This is a genomic window from Prolixibacter sp. DSM 2831 (genome assembly GCF_056493735.1).
In genome coordinates this window covers 1,580,739-1,604,033 of the sequence record NZ_CM151379.1, presented here as the reverse complement: position 1 = coordinate 1,604,033, position 23,295 = coordinate 1,580,739, and the positions used below count along the sequence as shown (strand labels likewise).

18 protein-coding genes are annotated in these 23,295 nt (G+C 44.7%); 15 read left to right on the top strand and 3 right to left on the bottom strand.

The features are described from left to right. The first annotated feature begins 3 nt into the window (after positions 1 to 3). The 3 genes from AC060N_RS06375 (at position 4) to AC060N_RS06365 (ending at position 3,327) form a co-directional block, all read left to right on the top strand. Positions 4 to 1,677, top strand: a complete 1,674-nt coding sequence (locus tag AC060N_RS06375) for a dipeptidase (RefSeq protein WP_479526352.1) — start codon at positions 4 to 6, stop codon at positions 1,675 to 1,677. A gap of 140 nt (positions 1,678 to 1,817) precedes the next feature. Further along, positions 1,818 to 2,168, top strand: coding sequence for a 50S ribosomal protein L19 (gene rplS, locus AC060N_RS06370; protein ID WP_479526351.1), 351 nt, complete (start codon positions 1,818 to 1,820; stop codon positions 2,166 to 2,168). 232 nt (positions 2,169 to 2,400) lie between these two features. Continuing rightward, on the top strand, positions 2,401 to 3,327 hold the full coding sequence (locus AC060N_RS06365; RefSeq protein WP_106542045.1) for a YitT family protein: 927 nt from the start codon (positions 2,401 to 2,403) through the stop codon (positions 3,325 to 3,327). Positions 3,328 to 3,468: 141 nt separating this feature from the next. Here AC060N_RS06365 and AC060N_RS06360 read toward each other — a convergent pair whose 3' ends face one another. Beyond that, a complete protein-coding gene (locus AC060N_RS06360) occupies positions 3,469 to 5,241 on the bottom strand; it encodes a glycoside hydrolase family 16 protein (RefSeq protein WP_479526350.1) in 1,773 nt (590 codons plus the stop codon). A 175-nt stretch (positions 5,242 to 5,416) separates the two neighbouring features. Between AC060N_RS06360 and AC060N_RS06355 the strand changes: the two genes are divergently transcribed. From AC060N_RS06355 to AC060N_RS06315, 9 genes are all read left to right on the top strand, one after another. Next, on the top strand, positions 5,417 to 6,823 hold the full coding sequence (locus tag AC060N_RS06355; protein WP_479526349.1) for a methyltransferase RsmF C-terminal domain-like protein: 1,407 nt from the start codon (positions 5,417 to 5,419) through the stop codon (positions 6,821 to 6,823). Between the two features lie 205 nt (positions 6,824 to 7,028). Beyond that, entirely contained in the window at positions 7,029 to 7,541 is a 513-nt protein-coding gene (locus AC060N_RS06350; RefSeq protein WP_479526348.1) for a hypothetical protein, read from the top strand. Between the two features lie 221 nt (positions 7,542 to 7,762). Beyond that, positions 7,763 to 8,365 carry a (2Fe-2S)-binding protein gene (locus tag AC060N_RS06345; protein WP_479526347.1) on the top strand — a complete coding sequence of 201 codons (603 nt, stop codon included), beginning with the start codon at positions 7,763 to 7,765 and terminating at the stop codon, positions 8,363 to 8,365. Positions 8,366 to 8,388: 23 nt separating this feature from the next. Further along, positions 8,389 to 9,372, top strand: coding sequence for an FAD binding domain-containing protein (locus AC060N_RS06340; RefSeq protein ID WP_479526346.1), 984 nt, complete (start codon positions 8,389 to 8,391; stop codon positions 9,370 to 9,372). Between the two features lie 4 nt (positions 9,373 to 9,376). Then, entirely contained in the window at positions 9,377 to 11,578 is a 2,202-nt protein-coding gene (locus AC060N_RS06335) for a xanthine dehydrogenase family protein molybdopterin-binding subunit (protein WP_479526345.1), read from the top strand. A 246-nt stretch (positions 11,579 to 11,824) separates the two neighbouring features. Then, entirely contained in the window at positions 11,825 to 12,205 is a 381-nt protein-coding gene (locus AC060N_RS06330) for a GxxExxY protein (protein ID WP_153638428.1), read from the top strand. A 300-nt stretch (positions 12,206 to 12,505) separates the two neighbouring features. Next, positions 12,506 to 13,150: a hypothetical protein gene (locus AC060N_RS06325; RefSeq protein ID WP_479526344.1), complete on the top strand. Its 645-nt coding sequence runs from the start codon at positions 12,506 to 12,508 to the stop codon at positions 13,148 to 13,150. Further along, on the top strand, positions 13,150 to 14,199 hold the full coding sequence (locus AC060N_RS06320) for a sensor histidine kinase (RefSeq protein ID WP_479526343.1): 1,050 nt from the start codon (positions 13,150 to 13,152) through the stop codon (positions 14,197 to 14,199). The genes AC060N_RS06325 and AC060N_RS06320 overlap by 1 nt, the downstream gene beginning before the upstream one ends. Continuing rightward, positions 14,196 to 14,894: a LytR/AlgR family response regulator transcription factor gene (locus tag AC060N_RS06315; protein ID WP_479526342.1), complete on the top strand. Its 699-nt coding sequence runs from the start codon at positions 14,196 to 14,198 to the stop codon at positions 14,892 to 14,894. The genes AC060N_RS06320 and AC060N_RS06315 overlap by 4 nt, the downstream gene beginning before the upstream one ends. 91 nt (positions 14,895 to 14,985) lie before the next feature. Here the strand turns inward: AC060N_RS06315 and AC060N_RS06310 are convergent, their stop codons facing one another. Further along, the gene (locus tag AC060N_RS06310; RefSeq protein WP_479526341.1) at positions 14,986 to 15,984 is read right to left on the bottom strand and encodes a zinc dependent phospholipase C family protein; all 999 of its coding nucleotides are present in this window, start codon (positions 15,982 to 15,984) and stop codon (positions 14,986 to 14,988) included. Positions 15,985 to 16,251: 267 nt separating this feature from the next. On the opposite strand from AC060N_RS06310, the gene AC060N_RS06305 reads away from it, so the two are divergent. Further along, positions 16,252 to 17,193 carry an aldo/keto reductase gene (locus tag AC060N_RS06305; RefSeq protein ID WP_479526340.1) on the top strand — a complete coding sequence of 314 codons (942 nt, stop codon included), beginning with the start codon at positions 16,252 to 16,254 and terminating at the stop codon, positions 17,191 to 17,193. 540 nt (positions 17,194 to 17,733) lie between these two features. Here the strand turns inward: AC060N_RS06305 and AC060N_RS06300 are convergent. Further along, entirely contained in the window at positions 17,734 to 18,114 is a 381-nt protein-coding gene (locus AC060N_RS06300; RefSeq protein ID WP_479526339.1) for an HU family DNA-binding protein, read from the bottom strand. Positions 18,115 to 18,703: 589 nt separating this feature from the next. Between AC060N_RS06300 and AC060N_RS06295 the strand changes: the two genes are divergently transcribed. Both AC060N_RS06295 and AC060N_RS06290 read left to right on the top strand, forming a co-directional pair. Continuing rightward, complete coding sequence (locus AC060N_RS06295) at positions 18,704 to 21,904, top strand: DEAD/DEAH box helicase (protein ID WP_479526338.1); 3,201 nt, start codon at positions 18,704 to 18,706, stop codon at positions 21,902 to 21,904. A 165-nt stretch (positions 21,905 to 22,069) separates the two neighbouring features. After that, positions 22,070 to 23,293, top strand: coding sequence for a glycoside hydrolase family 172 protein (locus tag AC060N_RS06290; RefSeq protein WP_479526337.1), 1,224 nt, complete (start codon positions 22,070 to 22,072; stop codon positions 23,291 to 23,293). The last annotated feature ends 2 nt before the right edge of the window (positions 23,294 to 23,295 follow it).

The window sequence follows — 23,295 nt, the reverse complement described above, 5'->3', positions numbered from 1 at the left end:
ATTATGCTGAAGAAAACGCTCTTACTGACTAGCCTGATTTGGCTGGCGCTGCAGGTTCACGTAGCCGACGCCTGTACCAACTTTTTGATCACCAAAGGTGCAACGGTCGATGGCTCAACCATGATAACCTATGCAGCTGACTCACATACACTTTACGGAGAAATGTATTTCTGGCCGGCAGCCGATCACAAGCCCGGCGATATGGTTGACGTCACTGAATGGGACACCGGCAAATTCCTGGGAAAAATCCCACAGGTTGCCCACACTTACCAGGTAACCGGAAATATGAACGAACACCAGCTTTCGATTGGTGAAACCACTTTTGGTGGCCGCAAGGAACTGCATCATCAACCCGGAGCGATTGTTGATTATGGTAGCTTGATTTACCTGACTCTGCAACGTGCCAAAACAGCTCGTGAGGCTATTCATGTCATGACCGATTTGGTTGCCAAGTACGGATATGCCAGCGAAGGAGAATCTTTCTCGATTGCTGACCCGAACGAAGTATGGATTCTGGAAATGATTGGAAAAGGTGAAGCTGAAAAAGGTGCTGTTTGGGTAGCTCGTCGCATTCCTGACGGATACATCTCAGGACATGCCAACCAGGCTCGTATCACCACTTTCCCGTTGAACGATCCAGATAACTGCCTTTACTCAAGCGATGTTATTTCGTTTGCCCGTGAAAAAGGATGGTTCGATGGCAAAAACAAAGACTTTAGCTTCTCGGGCACTTACGCTCCGGTTGATTTCGGAGGAGCCCGTTTCTGCGATGCTCGTGTTTGGGCTGGTTTCCGTAAAGTAGCCAGCAACATGGATCAATATCAGGACTATGCCATGGGTAAAATTACTCACGGAGCCAACGGCTATGCAACCAACCGCATGCCGCTTTGGGTAAAACCTGATACATTGTTAACAGTAAAAGACGTAATGGGCATGATGCGCGACCACTTCGAAGGAACTGCTTTGGATATGACCAAAGACCCGGGTGCCGGTCCATTCAAACTGCCTTACCGCTGGCGTCCGTTGACCTGGCAGGTTGATTCGACGACTTACGTCAACGAGCGTGCTATCTCAACTCAACAAACCGGTTTCTCATTCATTGCTCAAATGCGCTCCAAATACCCCGATCCAATTGGTGGCATCATGTGGTTTGGCGTTGATGATACTTATTCTACCTGCTACATGCCGGTATATTGCGGTATTCAGAAAGTTCCGGAACCAATTCGCGTAGGGAACGGCGATATGCTGACCTGGTCAAATACCTCAGCGTTCTGGGTATTCAATACCGTATCGAATCTGGCTTACCTGCGTTACGATTATATGATCAAAGACATTCAGAAAGTACAGAGTGAACTCGAAACCAAATTTGTCGATTTCACCCCTGCGGTTGATAAAGCTGCCATGGACTTATGGAATAAAGGCGAGCACAACATGGCCCGCAAATTCCTGACGGAATATTCCGACAAGCAGGTGAACCTGACGGTGAACCGCTGGACACAGCTGGAACATTACCTGATTATCAAGTACAAGGATGGTAACATCATGAAAGAGAAAGATGGTAAGTTCGAGCGCAACGAAAGCGGTAAACTTCCGGTGATGCCAGCTCAACCCGGTTACCCGGAATGGTGGTACCGCAACGTGGCGAAGCAAACCGGTGACCATTTAAAAGAAAAATAAGCGGAACGCAAAAGTGGATTTTGGAGCTAATATTTTATGATTCAGAAAAAAATCCATACTTTTGCCGCGAAATTTCCGTACGTAATCTCTGGCAGACGACCTGTTAATATTGCGTTCGTCAAATACTTAAATTAAATACGATGGATCTCATTAAAGCAGCAGAAAACGCATTTATAGGCGAACAGAAAGAACTTCCGCAGTTCGGTCCTGGTGATACTATCACGGTACATTACAAAATCCGTGAGGGTAACAAGGAGAGAATTCAGAATTATCGCGGTACGGTAATTCAGATCAAAGGTTCAGGTTTAACCAAGACCTTTACTGTTCGGAAAATGTCGGGTAACGTAGGCGTGGAAAGAATTTTCCCGTCCAATTCTCCTTTCATCGATCAGATCGATGTGAACCGGAGAGGTAGTGTACGTCGTGCCCGCTTGTTCTACCTGCGTGGCCGGACTGGTAAAAAAGCCCGGATCAAAGAGAAAAGATTCTAAGATTACCACTATTATTGAAAAGGCTTTCCGATCGGAAAGCCTTTTTTTGTATAGTTGCAGCTCATTTCTGATTACAATTGATAAGCGGGCTTTATTCCTTAATAAAAGTCTTTTACAAGCAAGTGCTCAATGGTCCAAACCCGCTGAAATGTTTAAGAAAAGGATCAGGTTTTATCGTATTGTAAACAGGTTAAAATATCTAATTTAGCCCAAACAATTTAACTCAGACATTATGGCTTTCCTACCGAAAGAGCGGGTCTTTTCCCTGCGATGGTTCATCGACTACATGTACATCATTGTCGGCTCGTTTATTCTGGCCGTTGGATTTGTCTACTTCATCTCGCCCCATAAAATTGTTCCGGGAGGCGTATACGGTATTGCCATCATCGTGCACTACCTCACGCATGGGCTTTTTTCCTTCTGGCCCGAAGGTGTTCCCATTGGTCTTTTCGGATTAATATTGAACATACCGCTAACCTATGCCGGGATCAAAATTCTGGGCCCTCGTTTTGGTGTAAAAACCATTGTTGGGTTTGTCCTGTCATCCGTTTTTATGGATGCCATAACCTACATGCGTGTGGACGGAGATGCACCGTTGGTTCACGATGTACTCCTTTCCTGTATCTTCGGAGGGGTGCTGATTGGTTTTGGATTGGGACTAATTTTCAAATCGAAAGCAACTTCCGGTGGCTCCGATATCATCGCCATGATTATCGCCAAATACACCAACATGCCACTCGGACAGTTGATGATTTATGTCGACTCAACGATTGTATTAATGGCATTGCTTGCGTTCAAAGACTGGCAAATTCCGCTTTACAGCTGGCTGGTTATCTATATCACCGGAAAAGCCATCGACCAAACCATGGCCGGGGCCAATTACAACAAAGCGCTTATCATCGTTTCCGAGAAACATGACGAGATAAAGGATAAGATACTGGTCGATTTGGAACGTGGCGGCACCTATCTGAAAGGCGTCGGTATGTTTACAAACCAGGAAAAGGAAATCATCTTCACGGTAGTAAGTCGTCGTGAAGTAGCCATTTTGGAAGAGCACATCAATCTGGTGGACCCGGATGCCTTTATTACCATTATGGATGCCAGTGAAATTCTGGGGGAAGGCTTCCGATCGCTACGCACGAAAATGAGCGACCAATAGTATATAAGGCTAACAACAACGGACAACGGTTTACCTGTTGCCATGAAAAAAGGAACAATAAACAATGCTTAGCTGCACGTTATTGTTCCTTTTGTTTTCTGTAAAAGTGACCTGTCTATATTTTCTGAATTGTGCTTCGTCCTAATTATTCCCGGCCTGAGGCACCAGGCATCGAACCCAATCCACCTCAAAGTAATGGGGTAGATTTTGGTGGTGCACTTCCTCGTGCACGCTCGAAAGCAGGTTTAGGAACATATTATCAAACGAAGAATCGACCTTGCTCTGGTGAACCACCGCATTATTGATTTTCCACGTCAGTGTTTGTCCGTCCCACTCGAGTCGATATACGTGAAACTTCTTAAAGTTCAATCCGGTAATCGTTTGATGTTGCCAAACCGGTTCTCCTTTAATTTCGCGAATAACTCCCATGCTTACCTCATTTTTGCCACTGCGCAGAATATCGATTTGCGGGAACGCTCCGTCGCCTTTCAACGAGAAAGCCGACACAATCTCGGCACATGGATTCACGCGTATCTTCGCCTCAATAATACCTTGTTTCATCCGGAAACTGTTTCCGGTATTCAACATGGACGAAGTATATTGAAATTCTGCGGGAATCAATCCATACTGCGGGTTCCAACGCATTCCTTTCGACTCCTCTTTCCTGGTAACAATCGATAGAATTCCACCATGCACCTGCAGATTCTCTTCACCATTCAGGCATTGCAACTCATTCGCCTGCGAATAGTTGTCCCCGAAAACCTCCTTGCCAGGATAAATCCCGGAATTCCAGCGTTCGTAATTAACGCCGTCGCGTGTAAACTCATCGTCGAAAGCAACTTGCCACTTATCGAAGAAATTGAGCTCTCTCGCTTTGTGCAAGGCAAAATATTTCTTAATCACCCCACTGTTTTTCAGCTTAGCCAATTCCTGCTCCAGCTTGAAGTCTTCCGATTTCTCGTAGCGCTTCTTGTCCTTCAGGAAAGCAACCCGCTCCCGGAAACCTTCGTCTTTCACCAGGTCTTCCAACTCGTTCAGCCGCTCAAGTTCCTTCGAATCGTGCACCCGCTGATAATTGAGGTACTCGGCCGATTTGCTGAACTTATGGTAAAATTTAATTTCCGGATCTTTGCTCAATTTTTCATATTCCGCCAGCAAACGGTAATCATCGGTAGTTTGATAGCGCTTACTATTTTTCAGGAACTTCTCTCTTTCCAGGAATTCGTCGGACTGCACCTCTCCGCGCAACTCTTCATATCGCTGAGTCAGGTTTTGTTTCTCAACCGTTTTCAGGTTACTGTACTCACCCGACTCGAGGAACTTCTCATAACGCTTGAGTTCATTAGGATCCGAAGGTTTCTCTCCACTCTCCTCCACTTTCATGTACAAACGATAACTGTCGGAAGCGAGCGTGCTGTAATATGACTTCAGTCGCTTGTCATTTTTCAACGCCTCAAACTCTTTTCGTTTAGCTGCTTCGGGAGAATTATTGTAATGGAGTTTCTCAACGTCTTTCCGACGTTTGGTAAACTCTGGAGTGGCTACAATTTCTTTGAGTTCGTTAAACCGGGCCAGTTTGTCGCCTTTTTCAACCTTTTTGAAGCGGGCCAGTTTCTCCGAGCTCAATGTTTTAAAATACTGTTTCATCGACTTGGAACGACTTAAGTGCTCCAGTTCACTCAGTATTTTTTGCTCATGGCTCCCTTCAAATTTCAATTGGGTCAGCTCTTTTTTCCGGGCCCAGAACTCGGCAGATTTCAGTTCAGCATCCAGCTCACGGTAACGAGCCAGTTCGTCCGATTGCTCCAATTCCTGCAGCTCATCGCGCATGCCCAGCAACTTGTTCCACTTTGCATCAATTTTTGCCGTACCCGGGATGAGTCCCAGCTTGTATTTCAAACTAAAACCTGACATATTTTATACTGATTTCGAGCGTGTAACCGGATAATCCGGCCTTTTTAATTAGCTTATGTTGTCAAATAACTAACGTGAAAACAAATCAAATATTTCGTTTCGGGGCCACAATTTAGAACTTCCCTCTGATTTAAAAAGCTAATTTTGCATAATTTTAAATGGAAATCGAACGACCATGGCGACACAACTTCCCGAAAGTTTTACTCAACGAATGCTAGCTCAGTTGGGGGATGAATTCGAAGCATTTCAACAATCGCTTTCGGAAGCAGCTGTCAGTTCCATCCGGGTCAATTCAGCGAAAGCCCAAAATCCGGCAAACGGAACACCGGTCCCCTGGTGCCAAACCGGTTTCTATCTCGAAGAGCGTCCTTTCTACACGCTCGACCCATTTTTACACGCCGGTGTCTACTACGTTCAGGAAGCCAGTTCCATGTTCCTCGAACAGGCTTTCCGTCAATTGCCCAACGAGCCTTTGAAGGTGTTGGATTTATGCGGTGCTCCGGGTGGCAAATCGACTCACATTGCTTCTCTCCTTCCGGAAAACAGTTTGCTTGTTTCAAACGAAGTCATTCGCAGCCGGGCGGTTATCCTTTCGGAAAACCTGAAAAAGTGGGGAAATCCCAATGTAATCGTTACGAACAGTGATCCGAAGGACTTTGCCGCATTCGAAGGTCAGTTCGATGTACTTGTGGTGGATGCTCCGTGCTCCGGCGAAGGTTTGTTCCGGCGCGACGAAAACGCCATTGCAGAATGGTCACCCGAGAATACACAGCTTTGCACGCAACGGCAACAACGTATCCTCGCCGATGTTTGGCCGGCACTAAAGCCCGGAGGTGTACTCATTTACAGCACGTGTACTTACAATCCAGGTGAGAACGAGGAAAACCTGAAATGGTTGAACGAATTTGCCGAAGTCGAAAATATTTTCCTTCCGTTGAAAGCAGAATGGGGCGTTACCGAAACGGAAGCGGCCGGTCTTTCAGGATACCGGTTTTATCCGCACAAAACCAGAGGAGAAGGCTTTTTCATGGCAGTTGTCCGCAAGCTGGACGGCGAAACGTCCCGCATGCCCAAGAAACTGAAGAGTGCTGCCTTCTCTGCTGCATCACGCGGTGAGAAAGTTCCGGTTGAAGGTTGGCTTTCCGGCGATAATCTTGACATATTCAAACTGAACGAAACGCTATTTGCTTTTCCTTCGAAATACGCAGCCGAGTTAACCTGGCTGCAAAAAGGCCTGCGGATTGTACACGCCGGTGTCAAAATCGGGGAACAGAAAAAGAAAGAGGTCGTTCCGGCACACGAACTCGCGTTGTCTCCCATCCTGAAAAGAGGCAGATTTCCCGAAATCGAATTAACGCTGAACGATGCCATCAAATTTCTGCACCGCGATGATATCCGCCCGGAAGCAAAAGAGCGCGGCTGGCATCTACTCACGTACCGGGATATCCCGCTAGGATGGACTAAAAACCTGGGCAATCGTTTCAATAGCAACTATCCTAAAGAGTGGCGCATCCGGATGGACATTACCGAATACCTGACCGGAAAACTGGAAGAAGAAAAAGCAAAGTTTCCAATCCAATAGCCTTAAAACAAATAGCCAGACCGTAGAAACTCCCCTCAAAATTCGGTCTGTGATCCGCCCTTCCCTGCGAATCGAATAAAAAATTGAAAAGTTAAGTTAAACCTTCATCCGGAATCCTCATCCAATTATATGTCGTTCAGACAATAGCGCAAATGAGCGACAATTCCGGACAATTTAACGTTTCACCTCACCTAAAAACCAAACAATGAAAAAAAGAAGCATCCACTATTATATGCGAATGTTGCATCGCTATGTTGGCTATTTCGTATTAGGCTTTACCCTCATCTATTCCATCAGCGGAATCATTCTGGTTTACCGGGATACCGATTTCCTGAAAAGGGAAACAACAGTAGAGAGAAAACTCCCCCTAAATCTCGACGAAGCGACATTAGGCAACGAACTACATATGAGAGGTTTCAAAATCATCAAAACGGAAGGCGACCTGCATTATTTTGCCAACGGCACCTATAATAAGGCCACCGGAGTAACCAATTATACGGTCAAAGCACTTCCCCCGTTCCTCGGAAAGATGAACTCAGTCCATAAATCAGCAAGCAAAAATCCATCACACCTGTTTGCCACGATCTTTGGAATATTACTACTCTTTTTAGCCGTCTCCTCTCTGTGGATGTTCAAACCCAAAGCAAAAATTTTCAAGAGAGGAATGATAGTCGCAGGTTCAGGAGTGGTGATTGCCATTGTACTTCTGCTTATCTAAAACCCATTTCCGCTCCTTTAATTGTTATGTAACGGAAACTCAAAATGAAGGGTTGAGTGCCGATTTTTCAAACCGGCACATTCCAGATCCATGTCGTAAACATAAGATTTACAACCTCATTCATTAGCCAATATTTCAAAAGTCAATGCCGGGGACTGGTTGAAATTTCATAAATTTGAAAGAGAGACCTGCTAAGGCATTAACCAAATTAATTGCTAACGATGAAACATTCCCATTCTAATGCCATGTCGATGAGCCGCCGTTTCTTTTTAAAATCCAGTTCTGCACTGGCGGCATTGTCATTCATTCCCAACAGCGTAAAGGCTTTTTACCAGGACGTCAAAGAGAAGTTCTTCGTCAAAAAGCAGATGATTCCCATCCAGCTCGAAATCAACAAAAAGCAATATTCGCTCACGGTTGACAGTCGGGCGACACTTCTGGACGTACTGCGGGAGGAGTTAAATCTGACCGGCAGTAAAAAAGGCTGCGACCATGGTCAATGCGGTGCCTGCACGGTACATATAAATGGCGAACGAGCATTGAGCTGTTTAACCCTGGCCGCCATGGCCCAGGGGAAGGTAATCACCACCATCGAAGGACTGGCCGACGGAGACAACCTGCACCCGATGCAGGAAGCTTTCATTGAACACGACGGCTTCCAGTGTGGCTACTGCACCTCCGGACAAATTATGTCGGCAGTATCTTGTGTCGACGAAGGACACACCGGATCGGTAGAGGAAATCAAAGAATACATGAGCGGCAATCTCTGCCGGTGTGGTGCTTACAACGGCATCACAGAAGCCATCCAGCAAGTAGCTAAATGAAACGTCCATGAAAAAATAACCAGATGAAACCTTTCGAATATACGAAACCCAAAACGGTCCGCGAAGCGCTGTCCTCGGTAACCAAACATTCCCATTACATTGCCGGAGGTACCAACCTGGTGGACTTAATGAAAAAAGAAATTGATGAACCGGATAAGTTGCTGGACATAACCACCACTTTGCCCGACCAAATCGAAGTAAAAGATAACGGAGTCGTCATCGGGGCGATGGTCCGGAATACAGCCATAGCTGTAGACAAAGCCATTCTGGAAAACTGGCCTTTACTCTCCAAAGCCATTTTGAAGGGAGCGTCTCCCCAGATTCGCAACATGGCGTCGGCCGGAGGAAACTTGCTACAACGCACCCGTTGTCCATACTTCTATGACTTGACGCTTCCGTGCAACAAACGAAAAAATGGCTCGGGATGTGGTGCGCTAAAAGGGAATAACCGGATGGGTGCCATCATTGGCTATTCCGATGCCTGTGTGGCCGTCCATCCCTCGGACATGTGTGTGGCACTCGCCGCTCTGGATGCCAAGGTCAATATCCGGAAAGCTGACGGTTCGGAAGAGACGATGAACTTCCTGGATTTTCACCGGTTGCCCGGAAACAATCCCGAAAAGGATAACAACCTTCCGGAAAACGCGTTGATTACTTCCATCTTTGTTCCGAAGAACAACTTCAGCAAGCATTTCGAATACCTGAAACTGCGGGATCGCGAATCGTACGCTTTCGCCCTGGTTTCGGTAGCAGCTGCCTTGAATATGAACGGGAACCAAATCAGTGAAGCACGGCTGGCATCCGGTGGTGTCGCTCATAAGCCCTGGCGCTGGACCAAAGCAGAAGACTTCCTGAAGGGAAAAGAAGCAACAGCCGAAAACTTTGCCGAAGCAGCACGAATTGCAGCTGAAGATACCGCTCCCCTATCGACGAATGCCTTTAAGGTTCCGTTACTGAAAGGCGCGATAGAAACTGCATTACACACTTGTCTCACGAATAAAGCATAAGGTGATGAGCTACTTTTTTGACTCGAAAAACACAAAACAAATGCCGAAAGGTCGTGTGGAAGGGATAGCGAAGGTAACCGGCAAAGCAAAATATTCAGCGGAATATGATATTCCCGATGTAGCATACGGAGTAATGGTCGGAAGTACCATCGCCTCCGGAAGAATTCTGAAAATGCAGGTTGAAGAAGCGATGAAGGCTCCCGGCGTGATTGATATTCTTTCACATGAAAACAAGCCTTATGTATCCGGTTTCTCCGGAATGAAAGAGATGCCGGACAATCGGTTCGGACTACCTATTTTCTATACCGACAAGGTTTACTACAACGACCAGCCCATCGCCATGGTGGTAGCCGAAACCATCGAGGATGCCATGTTTGCGGCGTCGCTGGTCAAAGCGGAATATGAAGAAGCTATACCGGAAACGGATTTTTCAAAGAAAGCCAAAGAGGTATCGCTGAAAGAGACCGAAAACGACCGGGGCAGTGCTGGAGCATGGGAAGATGCACCGCACCAGGTCGACCAGGAATATACCATTGCGAAAGAAGTTCATAACCCGATGGAAATGCATGCCACCATTGCCCAATGGAAACCGAACGACAAACTCGTACTGTACGATAAAAACCAGGGGGTCAACCGTGTGCAGTCGGTCATCAGCAGCTTGTTCGATATTCCGACAGACAACATTCATGTCATCAGCGAATTTGTCGGAGGCGGCTTTGGAAGCGGCTTACGCGTATGGCCTCATACCATCGCTGCAGTAATGGCATCCCAACAGGTCAAACGCCCGGTAAAAGTGATGCTCACGCGTCCGCAGATGTTTACTATGGTCGGCTACCGGCCTGAATCGTGGCAACGGGTGAAACTGGGAGCCGATAAAGACGGTCAATTTATGGGAATCATCCATCAGGCCAGGAACAATTCTTCCAAAATACAGGGTTTCTCCGATGGAATTACCCGCGTTACCCGCAAAATCTACGGCTTTAAGAATGTGAAAACAGAGGAAGCCATCGTTGAACTCAACTTACCCATGCCGACCTGGAACCGCGGTCCCGGTGATACAACCGGTTGTTTTGGTGTGGAAAGTGCCATCGATGAATTGTGCCACGAACTGAAGCTGGACCCGGTGGAAGTTCGTTTGAAAAATATCGCTCCTTACGAAATGGAAACCGGTCTGCCGTGGTCGACCAATTATTTGAATGAGTGCCTGGAAAAAGGCGCCGAACTCATTGGCTGGAAGAACCGTAATCCCGTTCCCGGTTCCCTGAAAGAGGGCGATTACAAAATCGGCTACGGCGTTGCTGTCGGTATGTGGGGCTCGGGCCGTTCGTACACCGGGGCTTCCATCGACATGCAAAAAGACGGAGTTATCACCGTTCGCACAGCCATGACCGACATCGGGACAGGAACGGGCACGGGAATGCAGAATGTAGCTCACACAGTTACCGGTATTCCCAAAAGCATGATTAAGATCGAGCTGGGAAATTCCGATTTCCCCAAAGCTCCCAGTCAGGGCGGCAGCCGGGGAATGGCCTCCGTCAGTAGTGCGGTGTACGCCGCCAGCCTGGCATTAAAAAGAAAAGTGGCCGGTTACGCCTGGCCCGATAAAGACGCCAATACCTTCAATATAGATGACATCTCTTTGTCCGATAAAGGCGTTACCTACAGGGACAGTTTTGTTCCTTATGCCGATATCTTCAGCAGAAACAATCTTAATGACATCAAGGTAGAGGAATTTGCCGGACCGGGTGAAGAGCGTAAGAAGTACGGCTTCTGCTCTTCTGCCGCACATTTCTATAAAGTAAAAGTGCACGAGAAGACCGGTAAAATCAAAGTCGACCGAATGGTGATTGTAGTAGATGCCGGACGGATTATCAATCCGAAAGCGGCCGCCAACCAGGTCATTGGTGCCGGTGCCGGTGGCATTGGCATGGGCCTGATGGAAGAACAGCTGGTGGACTTCAAAACCGGCCGGTTGATTGGCAACGATTTGGCTGGCTATCACTTTGCCGTCAATGCCGATGTGCCGCTCATCGAGGTTTCCTTTATCGGCAAACCCGACCCGAATATCAATCCGTCGGGAGCAAAAGGATTGGGCGAAGTAGGCATCATTGGAGCAGCGCCCGCTATTGCCAACGCTGTTTTCAACGCCACCGGGAAACGGGTACGTGACTTACCCATCACGGTCGAGCGATTTTTCAATGCGTAAATAAATTCGAACAGATAGAGAGGCCGGCAACAAATTGTCGGTCTTTTTTATTAAAACCAGTCAAAGTACCAATTAACACGATAACGAAGAATGTGTTTCTCTGACGATTTACCACAAAGCTCACAAAGGAAACACGAAGGTCACAACGGAGTCACTCCATTTACTGAAAAAATTCGTTCAGTTACACATCTAATTTTTATAAATTGATTAAAATCAGGGATATTCAAACCAACTAACCGGAACGTAATGAATGAAAATGAATTGTCTAAAATTGCTTTCGAAGCAGGGCTTAAGGTTCATAAAGCATTAGGACCTGGTCTACTGGAAAGTGCCTATGAAGAATGTCTTTATTTTGAGCTTTATAAGTTAAATCTAAGAGTAGAGAAACAAAAAGCTTTACCGTTAATATACGAAGAGGTGAAACTGGATGCTGGTTATAGAATTGACTTACTGGTTGAGAACAAACTCGTTTTGGAAATAAAATCTGTCGAAGCACTAAATGACCTGCATCTAGCACAAATATTGACCTACCTCAAGTTGAGCCATAGTCGCCTTGGATTATTGATGAATTTCAATACTGTTTTATTCAAAGACGGAGTCCGGCGTGTAATTAACGGTTCAATTTGAAATAAAGAGTAATTCTTACCGAAGATCGATAGCTGTACTACTGATAAGCTCGCCTTTCTGGCTCTGTTGAAAACGTGTGCTTTCTGGTAAAAAAATAACCACAGAGCTCACAAAGTGGTCTTGGTGTCCCTTGTGAAAAATCTTCGTGTTCTTTGTGGTAAAGTGAGTATCCGAATGAAAATTCACCGTTAACTTTCCTTTTCATCGAAGAAACAAGCGTGTTCATCGAAAAAAATTGCCTTCTAAGCCCGGTTGAATTTACTTTGGTTATAGATTGTTTAACCACTAAATTCAATCGCCATGAAAACGAAACCGCTCCTGTTAACTCTCCTGCTGGCAGTAATCGTCAGCAGCTGTATCGTCAAGTCGCTTCATCCTTTCTATAAGGCCAAAGATGTCATCTTCAAAAAGGAACTGATAGGAACCTGGCTCGACCAGGAATCGAATAAATGGACCATTAAACAAACAGTACATCATGCGGGAGGGCCAATCCCGGGCAATCCTGCCGATTCGCTGCAGAACAATTATTCGGTTTCGTATACCGATAAAGATGGCACATCAAAGTTTGTCGTCCACCTGTTTCAGCTCAACCACCAGCTATACGTCGATTTCTACCCGGACGATGTCAAGGTTCCTGACCTCACCGCTTTCCATTTGGTAAAGGCCCATAGCATTGCCAAAATAGGAATATCGAAAGACAGTTTGAGCATCAAATGGTTCAACGAAGCCTGGCTGGCTGATTTGCTTAAAAACAATAAAATCCGTATCTCACATGAAACTATTCACAAAAAGTATCAGGATGATTCCTATATCTTAACGGCATCGACCGATGAGCTGCAAAAGTTCCTGATAAAATACGGAACCGACCCGAATGCTTTTGTCGATAATCCCGGTGCTAAAGACAAGGATGAAATCATGTGCTTTTATTTGAAACGGGTACAGTAATGAACTTTGTCAAAATAAAAAACATCTACCGGAACAGGATTGTACAGCATATCCTGTTTTGGTGTGTTTCGTATTACGTTTTGCTGAATCTGTTTAGCCCTTCCGGGAAGATCGAAAAGATTGATATCATCTACACTATCTTGTTTCTGGTCACCATCATTCCCGGCATATATGTCAATTTATCGATTCTGATTCCCCGGTATTTGAGCAGAAATAGGTATTTCGTGTACGGAATACTGCTGACTATGACAATACTGGCTACCGCCGGATTCAACCTGCTCTTTTTCGATAAATGGGTTAGCTACCTATTACCGGGATATTATTTCATCTCCTATTACGAGTTCTTCGACATTGTCAAGTTTGTGGTAGTATTTGTCGGGATTACAACCCTGCTCAAGTTATCCAAGGGGTGGTTCGAACTCTCGGAGGCCAAACACCGCCTGAACCAACTACAGAAAGAAAAAGTAGAAACTGAGCTAAAAGCACTAAAGGGACAAATCAACCCGCATTTTCTTTTCAACAGCCTGAACAGTATCTACTCGCTGGCCCTGAATCATTCCGACAAAACACCGGAAATTGTGCTGAAGCTCTCCGACATCATGCGGTACATTATATACGAAGCCAGCGTAGATAGAGTCGATCTTACAAAGGAAATCAACTACCTGGAAGATTACATCGAGCTACAGAAACTGCGAACCGACCATCGGGCTACCGTTACCTTTGAATTGACCGGTGACCCGGAAAACATCCGGATTGCGCCGTTACTCTTTTTCCCGCTAATCGAAAACAGTTTCAAACACGGCATCAAAGGTGTCACCAGCCAATCGTTTGTTCATATCGATTTGCAGATGACGGAAGACCACGTTACCTTAACCGTGGAGAACAACAAAGGCATAACCGACGACGTGGAGAAAAAGGAATACAAAGGAATTGGATTGGCCAATGTGAAGAAGCGGCTTGAAATGATCTATCCCGGTGCCCATCAGCTAAAAATTACAGACGGTGAAGAAACCTTCAAAGTGGAACTAACCATCAACCATGCCAAATGAAAATTAGATGTTTAATTGTTGACGACGAACCGCTGTCGCAGGATGTCCTGAAGAAATACATCGCCGACAGCCCGATGCTCGAACTGGTCGACATCTGCTTCGATGCGTTTGAGGCGAACGACAAACTGCAGAACGACGATGTACAACTCATCTTTTTGGACATCAACATGCCCAAGCTTTCCGGTGTCCGGTACGTTAAAACGCTAAGCAACCCGCCGCTCATTATTTTCACCACCGCTTACCCGGAGTATGCCATCGAAGGTTTTGAGGTGGATGCAGTCGACTACCTCGTCAAACCGTTTTCGTTCGAACGCTTCCTGAAAGCCATCAATAAGGCTGTCGAGAAAATCAATTTCGCGAACATGAAAACCGCGGCAGGCAACCGGTTTATTTTGCTGAAGGCAGATAAGAAGGTATACAAGGTCAATTTCGACGAGATAGACTATTTGCAGTCGTTTGGCGACTATATCAAAGTATTTACTTCAGAAGAGTGCCTGGTGGTCCACGATACTGTGAAAAATATGCTCGAGCAATTGCCGCCGGAAGAGTTCCTGCGCATTCACAAGTCGTACATCATTGCCGTGAGCAAAATCCAATACATCGATGGGAACCAGGTAAAAATAGCCGACCAGCTCATCCCGATAGGAGCTAACTACAAAGACGACTTACTGAAAACCCTCGGTGAAAAATCGTAAGGTATAGAAAGAAAACAGGGAACCAACACATCGCCGGGGGATAGCCCCGTTCAACATGATTGATTCCCTGCTTAAAAGTTAAGCTTATCGCTTAAAATTCCTTATCGCCTTTCAGGTCGGTCAGTTTGCCCTGATGGCACAGCTGAAGTTCCCTCTTCAGCTCCGGTTGATTTCTTTTGGTCTGTTCTGACGGATCGAGACTCGAAAGGTCCGGTTTTCCCGCATTCACCCAAGCCGTGTACCAGAAATCGGCTGTTTCTATGATTGAACTCCGAAGTTGTTTCTCGACCATTCCGTTCAACGCCTTGTTGTAAGCCTTGGCATAGGCCACCGAATGGATGGGCTGATGATATTTATTTTTCAGGATCTTGCCTGAAGCATCCCGCTCGTACACATCGCCTTTGAAGTGTTTCTTCAGTTCCCGATCGGCCAGCAACAGCGTATCGGCCAATTGATGCGAATGGCGGAGAATCTTCCACACCTCCTGGTGAATATTCTTGATATACTTCGCCTGACCACAGTTGTAATTGTATTGATCACCGAACATTTCGGGCAATTGCGATTCCCAGAAGGAATGAATTCCCCGCTGACCGGTCAACTGGCCGTCGTGATTCACCGACGTATGCAACGGCATGTGAGCATCGCCGATATAATGCCCCAGGTCAGCCGCCAAAAACAGGATCTCGTTTTTGCTCTTTTCCTTAAAGGCGGTGGTCAACTTCTTCATCATGTCCTCGATGTACCAGGGCAGTATCCCGTTCTTCTGCAAAAACTCCGGTGAATATTTCTCTTCTGCCTCCTTCAGGGTAGCCGGAAGACTATCCAACGTACCATAGCTTTCCAAATCGATATAATGTCTGGGCCTCTCCGCTTTGTAACGCAACGTATATTTTCGAATATCCGGAACCGTCGCCTCCGTTGTCATAAAATCGATATGATTAAAAAAGAAAGTCTGCATAGGAGCAGGAAGCGCTAACACTGCAGCGCGATTGATATGTTCGTGCCCGAAGGTTCCCCACGACATCAGAAAAGGTGCCAGGAAGATAAAAGGAACAATCCGGCTCCAATAACTCTTTAAAAAACGTTTCATTGTTAAAAATTTATATCTGTCGAAGATTTCTGGCTCCAAAACTAACCTAAAGTTGAGACAAATGCTCTTTATTAAGAATAATTTAAAATAATAGTCATCCCACAGCGCTTACGCTCGATACTATTAACCAAATCAAATTCGCAGGCAACGAACGTATTAAGATGAAATACCGGAAGAGAAAGGGAAATGTCAGGGTGAAGAGTGTGTCCACCTCATTTCTGGCGAAATATTAGTATTTTGAAGCAAAATCAAACTAACAAGACGAAGATGAATCAGAAGAATCACAACAAAGGAATCAAACGTCGCGACTTTTTGAAGACCAGTGCTGCGTTTGCCGGAACAGCCATGTTCATGGGAATGGGAACATCCCGGTTATTCGGTGCGACCGGTCTGCCGGAAGTATCTATTGAAAATGTCACGCTGAACAATGGCGTGAAAATGCCCATTCTCGGGTTCGGAACCTACGGACTGAACGGTGAAGTATGCAAGGATAGCGTTGCCGACGCAATTTCGCTGGGCTATCGTCTGCTCGATACAGCCACGGTCTACCGCAACGAAGAGTTTGTGGGTGCCGGTATCAGGCAAAGCGGTATAAAACGGGAAGAACTGTTCATTACCTCCAAGGTGTGGGTCGATGATTCTGGTTATGAGAAGGCGAAAAAAGCCTTTCAAACATCGCTGGACAAGTTGGGAACAGACTATCTCGACCTCTATCTCATCCACCGTCCACGGGGCGATGTAAAAGGTTCGTGGAAAGCGATGGAAGAGCTGTATAAAGAAGGCAAAATCAGGGCGATCGGGGTTAGTAATTTCGAGCCACATCAGCTCGATGATTTGATGGCCGGTTTTGATGTTACTCCGGCCGTTAATCAAATCGAATCGCATGCCTTCTTCCAGCAAAACAAAGCCCACGCCTATATGAAGCCGCACAAGATACAAATGGAAGCCTGGGCTCCGTTGGCTGAAGGTCGCAACGGACTCTTCACCAACGAAACGCTGGCAGCCATTGGCAAAAAGTATAACAAAAGCAACGCACAGGTGAGTTTGCGGTGGCATTACCAGCGAGGTATTATCGCTATCCCGCGCTCGTCGCAAAATGCGCATCGGATGGAGAATCTCAACATTTTCGATTTTGAGTTGACTGAATCCGATATGCGGACCATAGCCCCCCTCGACCTGAACAAAACGCAGTTCCCGGAGTGGAGCTAAAAATAGCATTCAACAGCCCGTTGTGTGAAACTAAATCCATAATCGAAGCATTATACCGCGTAACGGTTTGGGTATGGTAGAATAGCAGCGTTGAATGCTGACATTTCCCCGTAGGGGATGCACAAATCGTCAATTCCGGTAAGAGGTATTTTTAATGTATAACTCCTACGGAGTAACGAAATTCAATTCAACGTTCGGCTACAATACCGGATGCCCTACGGGCAATCGCTCTCTTGGTTACTGGTAGAAATGGATATTCCGATTGCAATTCAGATGGGGTGAGTAGAACATTTTCCAGGAGACGAAAAAACTGCCCGAAAAAACTTCTACGTTTCTCTTTCCATCTTTCTACTGTTCTTTTTCCATCTTTCTAAGTAGAAAGGTGGATCACTTCTAAGTAGAAGTTTCCGAAAAGAACAGTAGAAGTTTTTGAATTGATACGTAGAAGTTTTGGGCGGCAACCTGAGAAGGCAAAAACAGGAACAAAATAAGGAGAAAAAAACTCCCGGAACTGGCGGGTTCCGGGAGCATATTAGCGGATTAACGGGGAGTGAACGAAGCCTTGGCAACAGCCTCTTTCATTCCCTTACCGGGACGAAACCGGATGTTCACCGCTTTGATTTTATCGGCGGTACAATCGGCCTCTGCGTCGGCGCCTTCGCTGCTGACGGTTAACTGGAACGAGCCCCAGTCGCCCATTTGAACGGTGTAGCCGTCGAGTAACGAGTTGATGATAACCGCTTGCAGTTCATCCAGCACCAGGCTGGCTTCACCACGGCTTAAGGTAGTGTTACGGGTGAGTGCTTCCGCTATTTCCTTCTCACTCTTCTGCCCTATCCGTTGCGGGACGATGTACCATTTTTTCGGAGCTTGCAGGTCCCGTGGATTAATCCGCTGAACCTTGCTATACAATATCGACATATTAAACGTTTTTAAAGATGACTGGAAAATCCGGTGATAGCCCGGAAATGATAAGATGGTTGGCAAAAAAGCAGGTTGGCTAGCCGCGCTCAGGTACTCCACTTACGACGAATAAATACCGGCATGGAATTACGCAATGTGGTCGCAAGTGGAGTTTGGCTTTCGATTTAGTGGTCATAATCTGTTGGTTTCTTTCGGAATATAAATTAGGAATTATTCCACATATTATAACCTCAAACTGCTGAATAACATATCAAAATGTTCGAAAAAGAAATCTTCTGCCCTGCTTTCTCCCTGATGCTCTGTACCTCACTCCTGCCAGTTATTAACTTTATGTGCATAAATAGTAGCTATTGCACCATCGGTTTATGATAAGTTTTTGCTAATTTGAACGTCGTAAAACTGACGGATGAAACTAAGCCATACAATAGGTAATAATAAAACTCCATATAAATTCGACGTAACCCCAAAGACCGAACATCTTGCAGTCACAGCTGCTTCATAGACACTTATATTTTTATGAATGAAATTTAGTCAATTGGAAGAATGAATAGTTAGCTCATTAATGTATTTAATAAAAAATATAACAATGAAGAATGAACCTGAACAGACAACTCTAAACCTAAAGATTGAAGAGGATTTACATACTAACGGTCCACTTTACTATAGATACGACAAAAGAAAATTGGGACTTTTATCTCAACTAGCTCTTAGCGACGGAGATTGGAATCTGAAGGCTATTCATGTAAGTGGAAATACTTATGAGGTTCATGGTAAAAACTTAATTTTCAATGCTGAATTAAAAAGAGAGAGAGGGAAAAACAAGAGTACATATAAAATAAAAAAAGGATGCGTTCAAAACACTAATGGACATTATAAAGATTACTATAATAATATTCACATTAATGGCATTGGAGATTCCGGGTGGAAATTAAGATCTGCACAAAAGGGCGCAGTATATGCCCTTCTATCGCATTGGTCCCTGTCAAAAGAAGTCGCAACAATCGTCCTGCCTACAGGAACAGGAAAAACAGAAACTATGTTAGTAGCGACACTTGCTGATCAAGCTAAAAGAACCTTAGTAGTGGTCCCAACAATTGAGCTAAAAAATCAAATAGCCGAAAAATTTGAATCATGGGGAATTTTACGCAAACTAGGAGTAATTCCTGCGACAATGACGAATCCAACAATATTAGTTTTAACCAAAACCTTAAATGAAATTGATAATATCGAGTTTTTAAAATCAGCGGATGTCGTAATAACAACTCCTGCCTTCATTGCACGAGCGCCAGAAGAAATACAACAAAATCTTGAAGGCATATTTTCTCATGTATACTTTGACGAAGCACACCATATTAAGGCAAAAGAGTGGGAATCAATAAAAACTCTTTTCAATAAATCAAAAGTTGTTCAATTTACAGCCACTCCATATAGGAATGATCGTAAACCAATTGATGGGAAAATTGTGTACAACTACCCTTTATCACAAGCATTAAAGGATGAATGTTTCTCAAAAATTTCATTAGTTGCAGTGGATGAGCGCCATCCCAGAAAGAAGGATAAAGCTATAGCTGATGCTGCAATGGTCAGATTGAATGAGGACAGAAAAAATGGCTTCGATAGACACTGTATGATGGTACGTACAGAAACAACAAATCATGCTGAAGAGTTATTTCTCAACTACAAAAAATGGTATCCTAACGAAAAAGTAGTATTAATTCATTCTAGTATTAAGGGAAAAAAGCAGATCATCAACCGAATAAAAAAAAGAGAATACGATATTATTGTTTCTGTCGGCATGCTAAAGGAAGGATTTGATTTTCCTGAATTTAAGATTGCTGCGGTTCATAGTATCCATAAATCTTTAGCTGTCCTCCTTCAATTTATCGGACGATTTACACGCCCTATGAAAGGTTTAGGTAATGCTTCGTTTATTGTAAATTATGCTGAAGAACAAATGTCCATTGAACTCGAGAATTTATTTCAAGAAGGAACTGGTTGGGAAAAAGTTATTAGTGAAATAGCTGATGCAAAAAAAGCAGAAGCCGAATCTCTATTATCTTTCCTTCAAGGTTGCAAACCATATTCAGGTTTTGATTCGCCTGATATAGAATTGAATCCAAAACTGGTTTACCCAGCCTTAAGTTGTGTTCTTTATAAATCCAATAAAGTTAATTGGAGTTCATTTAAGGATGCATTTAATCTGAATAAATATGCACTTTCACAGCCATTTATAAGTACTAAAGAAGATATATTTTACTTTACAACTCAATTACGGGAGAATGTAAAATGGGCAATAGCGGACGCCTTAAAAGATCAAACATGGAATCTTATAGTGATGCACCATGATAAATCTTCGGGAATACTTTACATTGGATACTCAGAAAAAAGACTGGACACAAAAGAACTTGTGTCTAAAATTACTGGAGAAGACCCCATACCGGTTAACGGAGACTGCGTATTTCGATCTTTTGATTCGATAAAAAGGCTTAGTATTGTTCACGCAGGAATTTTCAAGCCAGCAAATCACCTCCACAGATATTCACGCTTAAGTGGCGCAGATGTAACAACAGAATTGAGCAGATGGAAAGAAGGTAAGAGATGCAAAAAATCTGACTTCGTTGGAATTGGATTTAGAGATGGCTTTCCGGAGAGTATAGGTGCTTCTGTAAAAGGGAAGATTTGGAGTCCAGCTCGTATAGGCAACTTAAAGGAATGGAAAGAATGGTGTTTGAAAATAGGGCGTTTGGTAACTGACGAAAACATCGACTCAAATAAATTATTAGAAGATTCGGCTCAAAAAATACAGTTAGAAGAATACCCGGAGGACGTTGTAGTACTCGCGACTGATTGGGCTGAAGAACTATATGAGAGAATACATAAGCTTACTATTGGAGCACCAAATTCTCATTCTCTTTTACTTTCCGAATGCGCATTGGTCAACAATTCACATAAAGCCCAAAAAGCTGATTTTACTTTAAATTTATTTGACAGAACCATCCCATTTTCAATTACTCTTGGAGGAGAGAATGGCTATAGTATTCAAGGTCTAGATGATTGCAAATTCTATATCGAAGGACTTAAAAATGAACCCATTTCTATGAAAAAGTTCTTCGAAGAAAATCCTCCTACCATGTTTTTATTGAATGGCTGTACCATATCAGGGTGCATATATACTGACTTTGGCGATTCGCTTATTGATAAAATACCTAAAGATAGAATTGAGCCACTTCGTTGGAAAGATGTTGATTATAAGATAGAATCTCTTTACAAAAGAGGTGAAAAAAGAGATAATTCAATACAAGAGTATATGATGAAAACTCTTGTCAACAGGGGTGCTAGGGTTGTATTCAATGATGACAACTCCGGAGAAAGAGCTGATATTATAGCAATTTTTTTAAAAGATGATTTAGTACATTTTGAATTGATACATTGCAAATATTCAAAAGAGAAATCGGGGGCAAGAAAATCTGATTTGTATGAAGTCTGCGGACAAGCAATTGTTTCTTTAAGATATAAATGGAAGCCAGAAGAGCTATTGAAACATATGGAAAGAAGAAATAATACTGGTGTTTTAAAACAAAAAAGATTTTACCACGGTAGTATGGATGACGTTGACAGAATAAAAAAGGCTTTAAAGTATTCAAATGTATCCTTTGAGTTTGCAATTGCCCAACCCGGAGTAGAAACGTCAAAACTTTCCTCTGACATGAATAACTTTCTTGGATCCGTATATGGTACTGTAATAGAAATGACTGAAACCAAACTAAAATGCTACTTTAATTATTGAATTCAAACAGCTCAAAATCTATAGAACTTCGTTTAAATAAGTTGATTTTAAACAAGATAACACATACAAAACTCTATTGATTTGACAAAAAAGTGGTACTTAGTCTGATACTACTCGTAACAATTTACCGATATAGCAAAAAAGAACCCACTAAACCAACACGCCATGAAACACACCTCCAACCTACTTATTGTCGCACTTCTCTTCCTGGTCTCCTGCCAGCAAAAGGCGGAGCAGCAGGGCCAATCGATGTACTCTTTTCCGGAGCAAACCCAATCGCGTTGGATTAGCTTCGAGAACCCGCACGGCGAGAAAGGGAAAGGCGGAATGGAGAACTATGGGGCGAAAGGACATCCGCAGGACAGCATCGGCGCCGGCGCCACCCGGGTGTTGATGGACATTAAAGGCAGCGGTGTTATCAACCGGATGTGGTTAACCATCAACGACCGGAGTCGGGAAATGCTGCGTTCGCTTCGAATCGATATGTACTGGGACGGTGAAAGCAAACCGGCCGTCTCCGCTCCTTTCGGCGATTTCTTTGGCGTAGGTTTGGGCCGGATGACTGCTTTCCAGAATGAACTGTTTGCCGACCCGGAAGGGCGTTCGTTTGTCAGTTTCATCCAGATGCCGTTCAAGACCGGAGCAAAGATTACGCTCACCAACGAATCGGACCAACCGGTTTCGGCCCTGTTCTACGACATCGATTACCTGTTGACTCCCTGGAAGAAAGACAACCTCTATTTCCATTGCTACTGGAACAGGGACACCGCCACCACGCCGGGCATCGATTATACCATCCTTCCTGATGTATCGGGCAAAGGCCGCTTCCTGGGAACCAACATCGGGGTGAATGCCAACCCGGCCTACGGAGATTCGTGGTGGGGCGAAGGGGAAGTGAAAATGTACCTCGACGGCGATACAAAATTTCCGACACTGGTGGGAACCGGAACCGAAGATTACATCGCCACGGCATGGGGACAGGGCCAATTCATCACGCGGTACTCGGGCTGCACCATTGCCGACAGCAAAAACAGGCAATGGGCCTTCTACCGCTATCACATCCCCGACCCCATCTATTTTGGTTCCGATTGCCGGGTAACCATTCAGCAAATCGGGGGAGCTCCAAAAGCCCAGGTAATCGACCTGCAGAAAAAAGGAGCAAATCTGATACCGGTGACCATCCACGATGGCCGTACGCTGCATCCCATTTACAAAAAGGATACGGTAGTGAATCTGGCAGCCATCCCCTATAATGGATGGACCAACTTTTACCGTTCCGACGATGTTTCCTCCACCGCTTATTTCTATCTCGATCAACCGACGGATGATTTACCCGCCTTAAAATCGAGAGCATACCGGGTTTATCATTTAAAAGCGGGTAAGGAATAAGA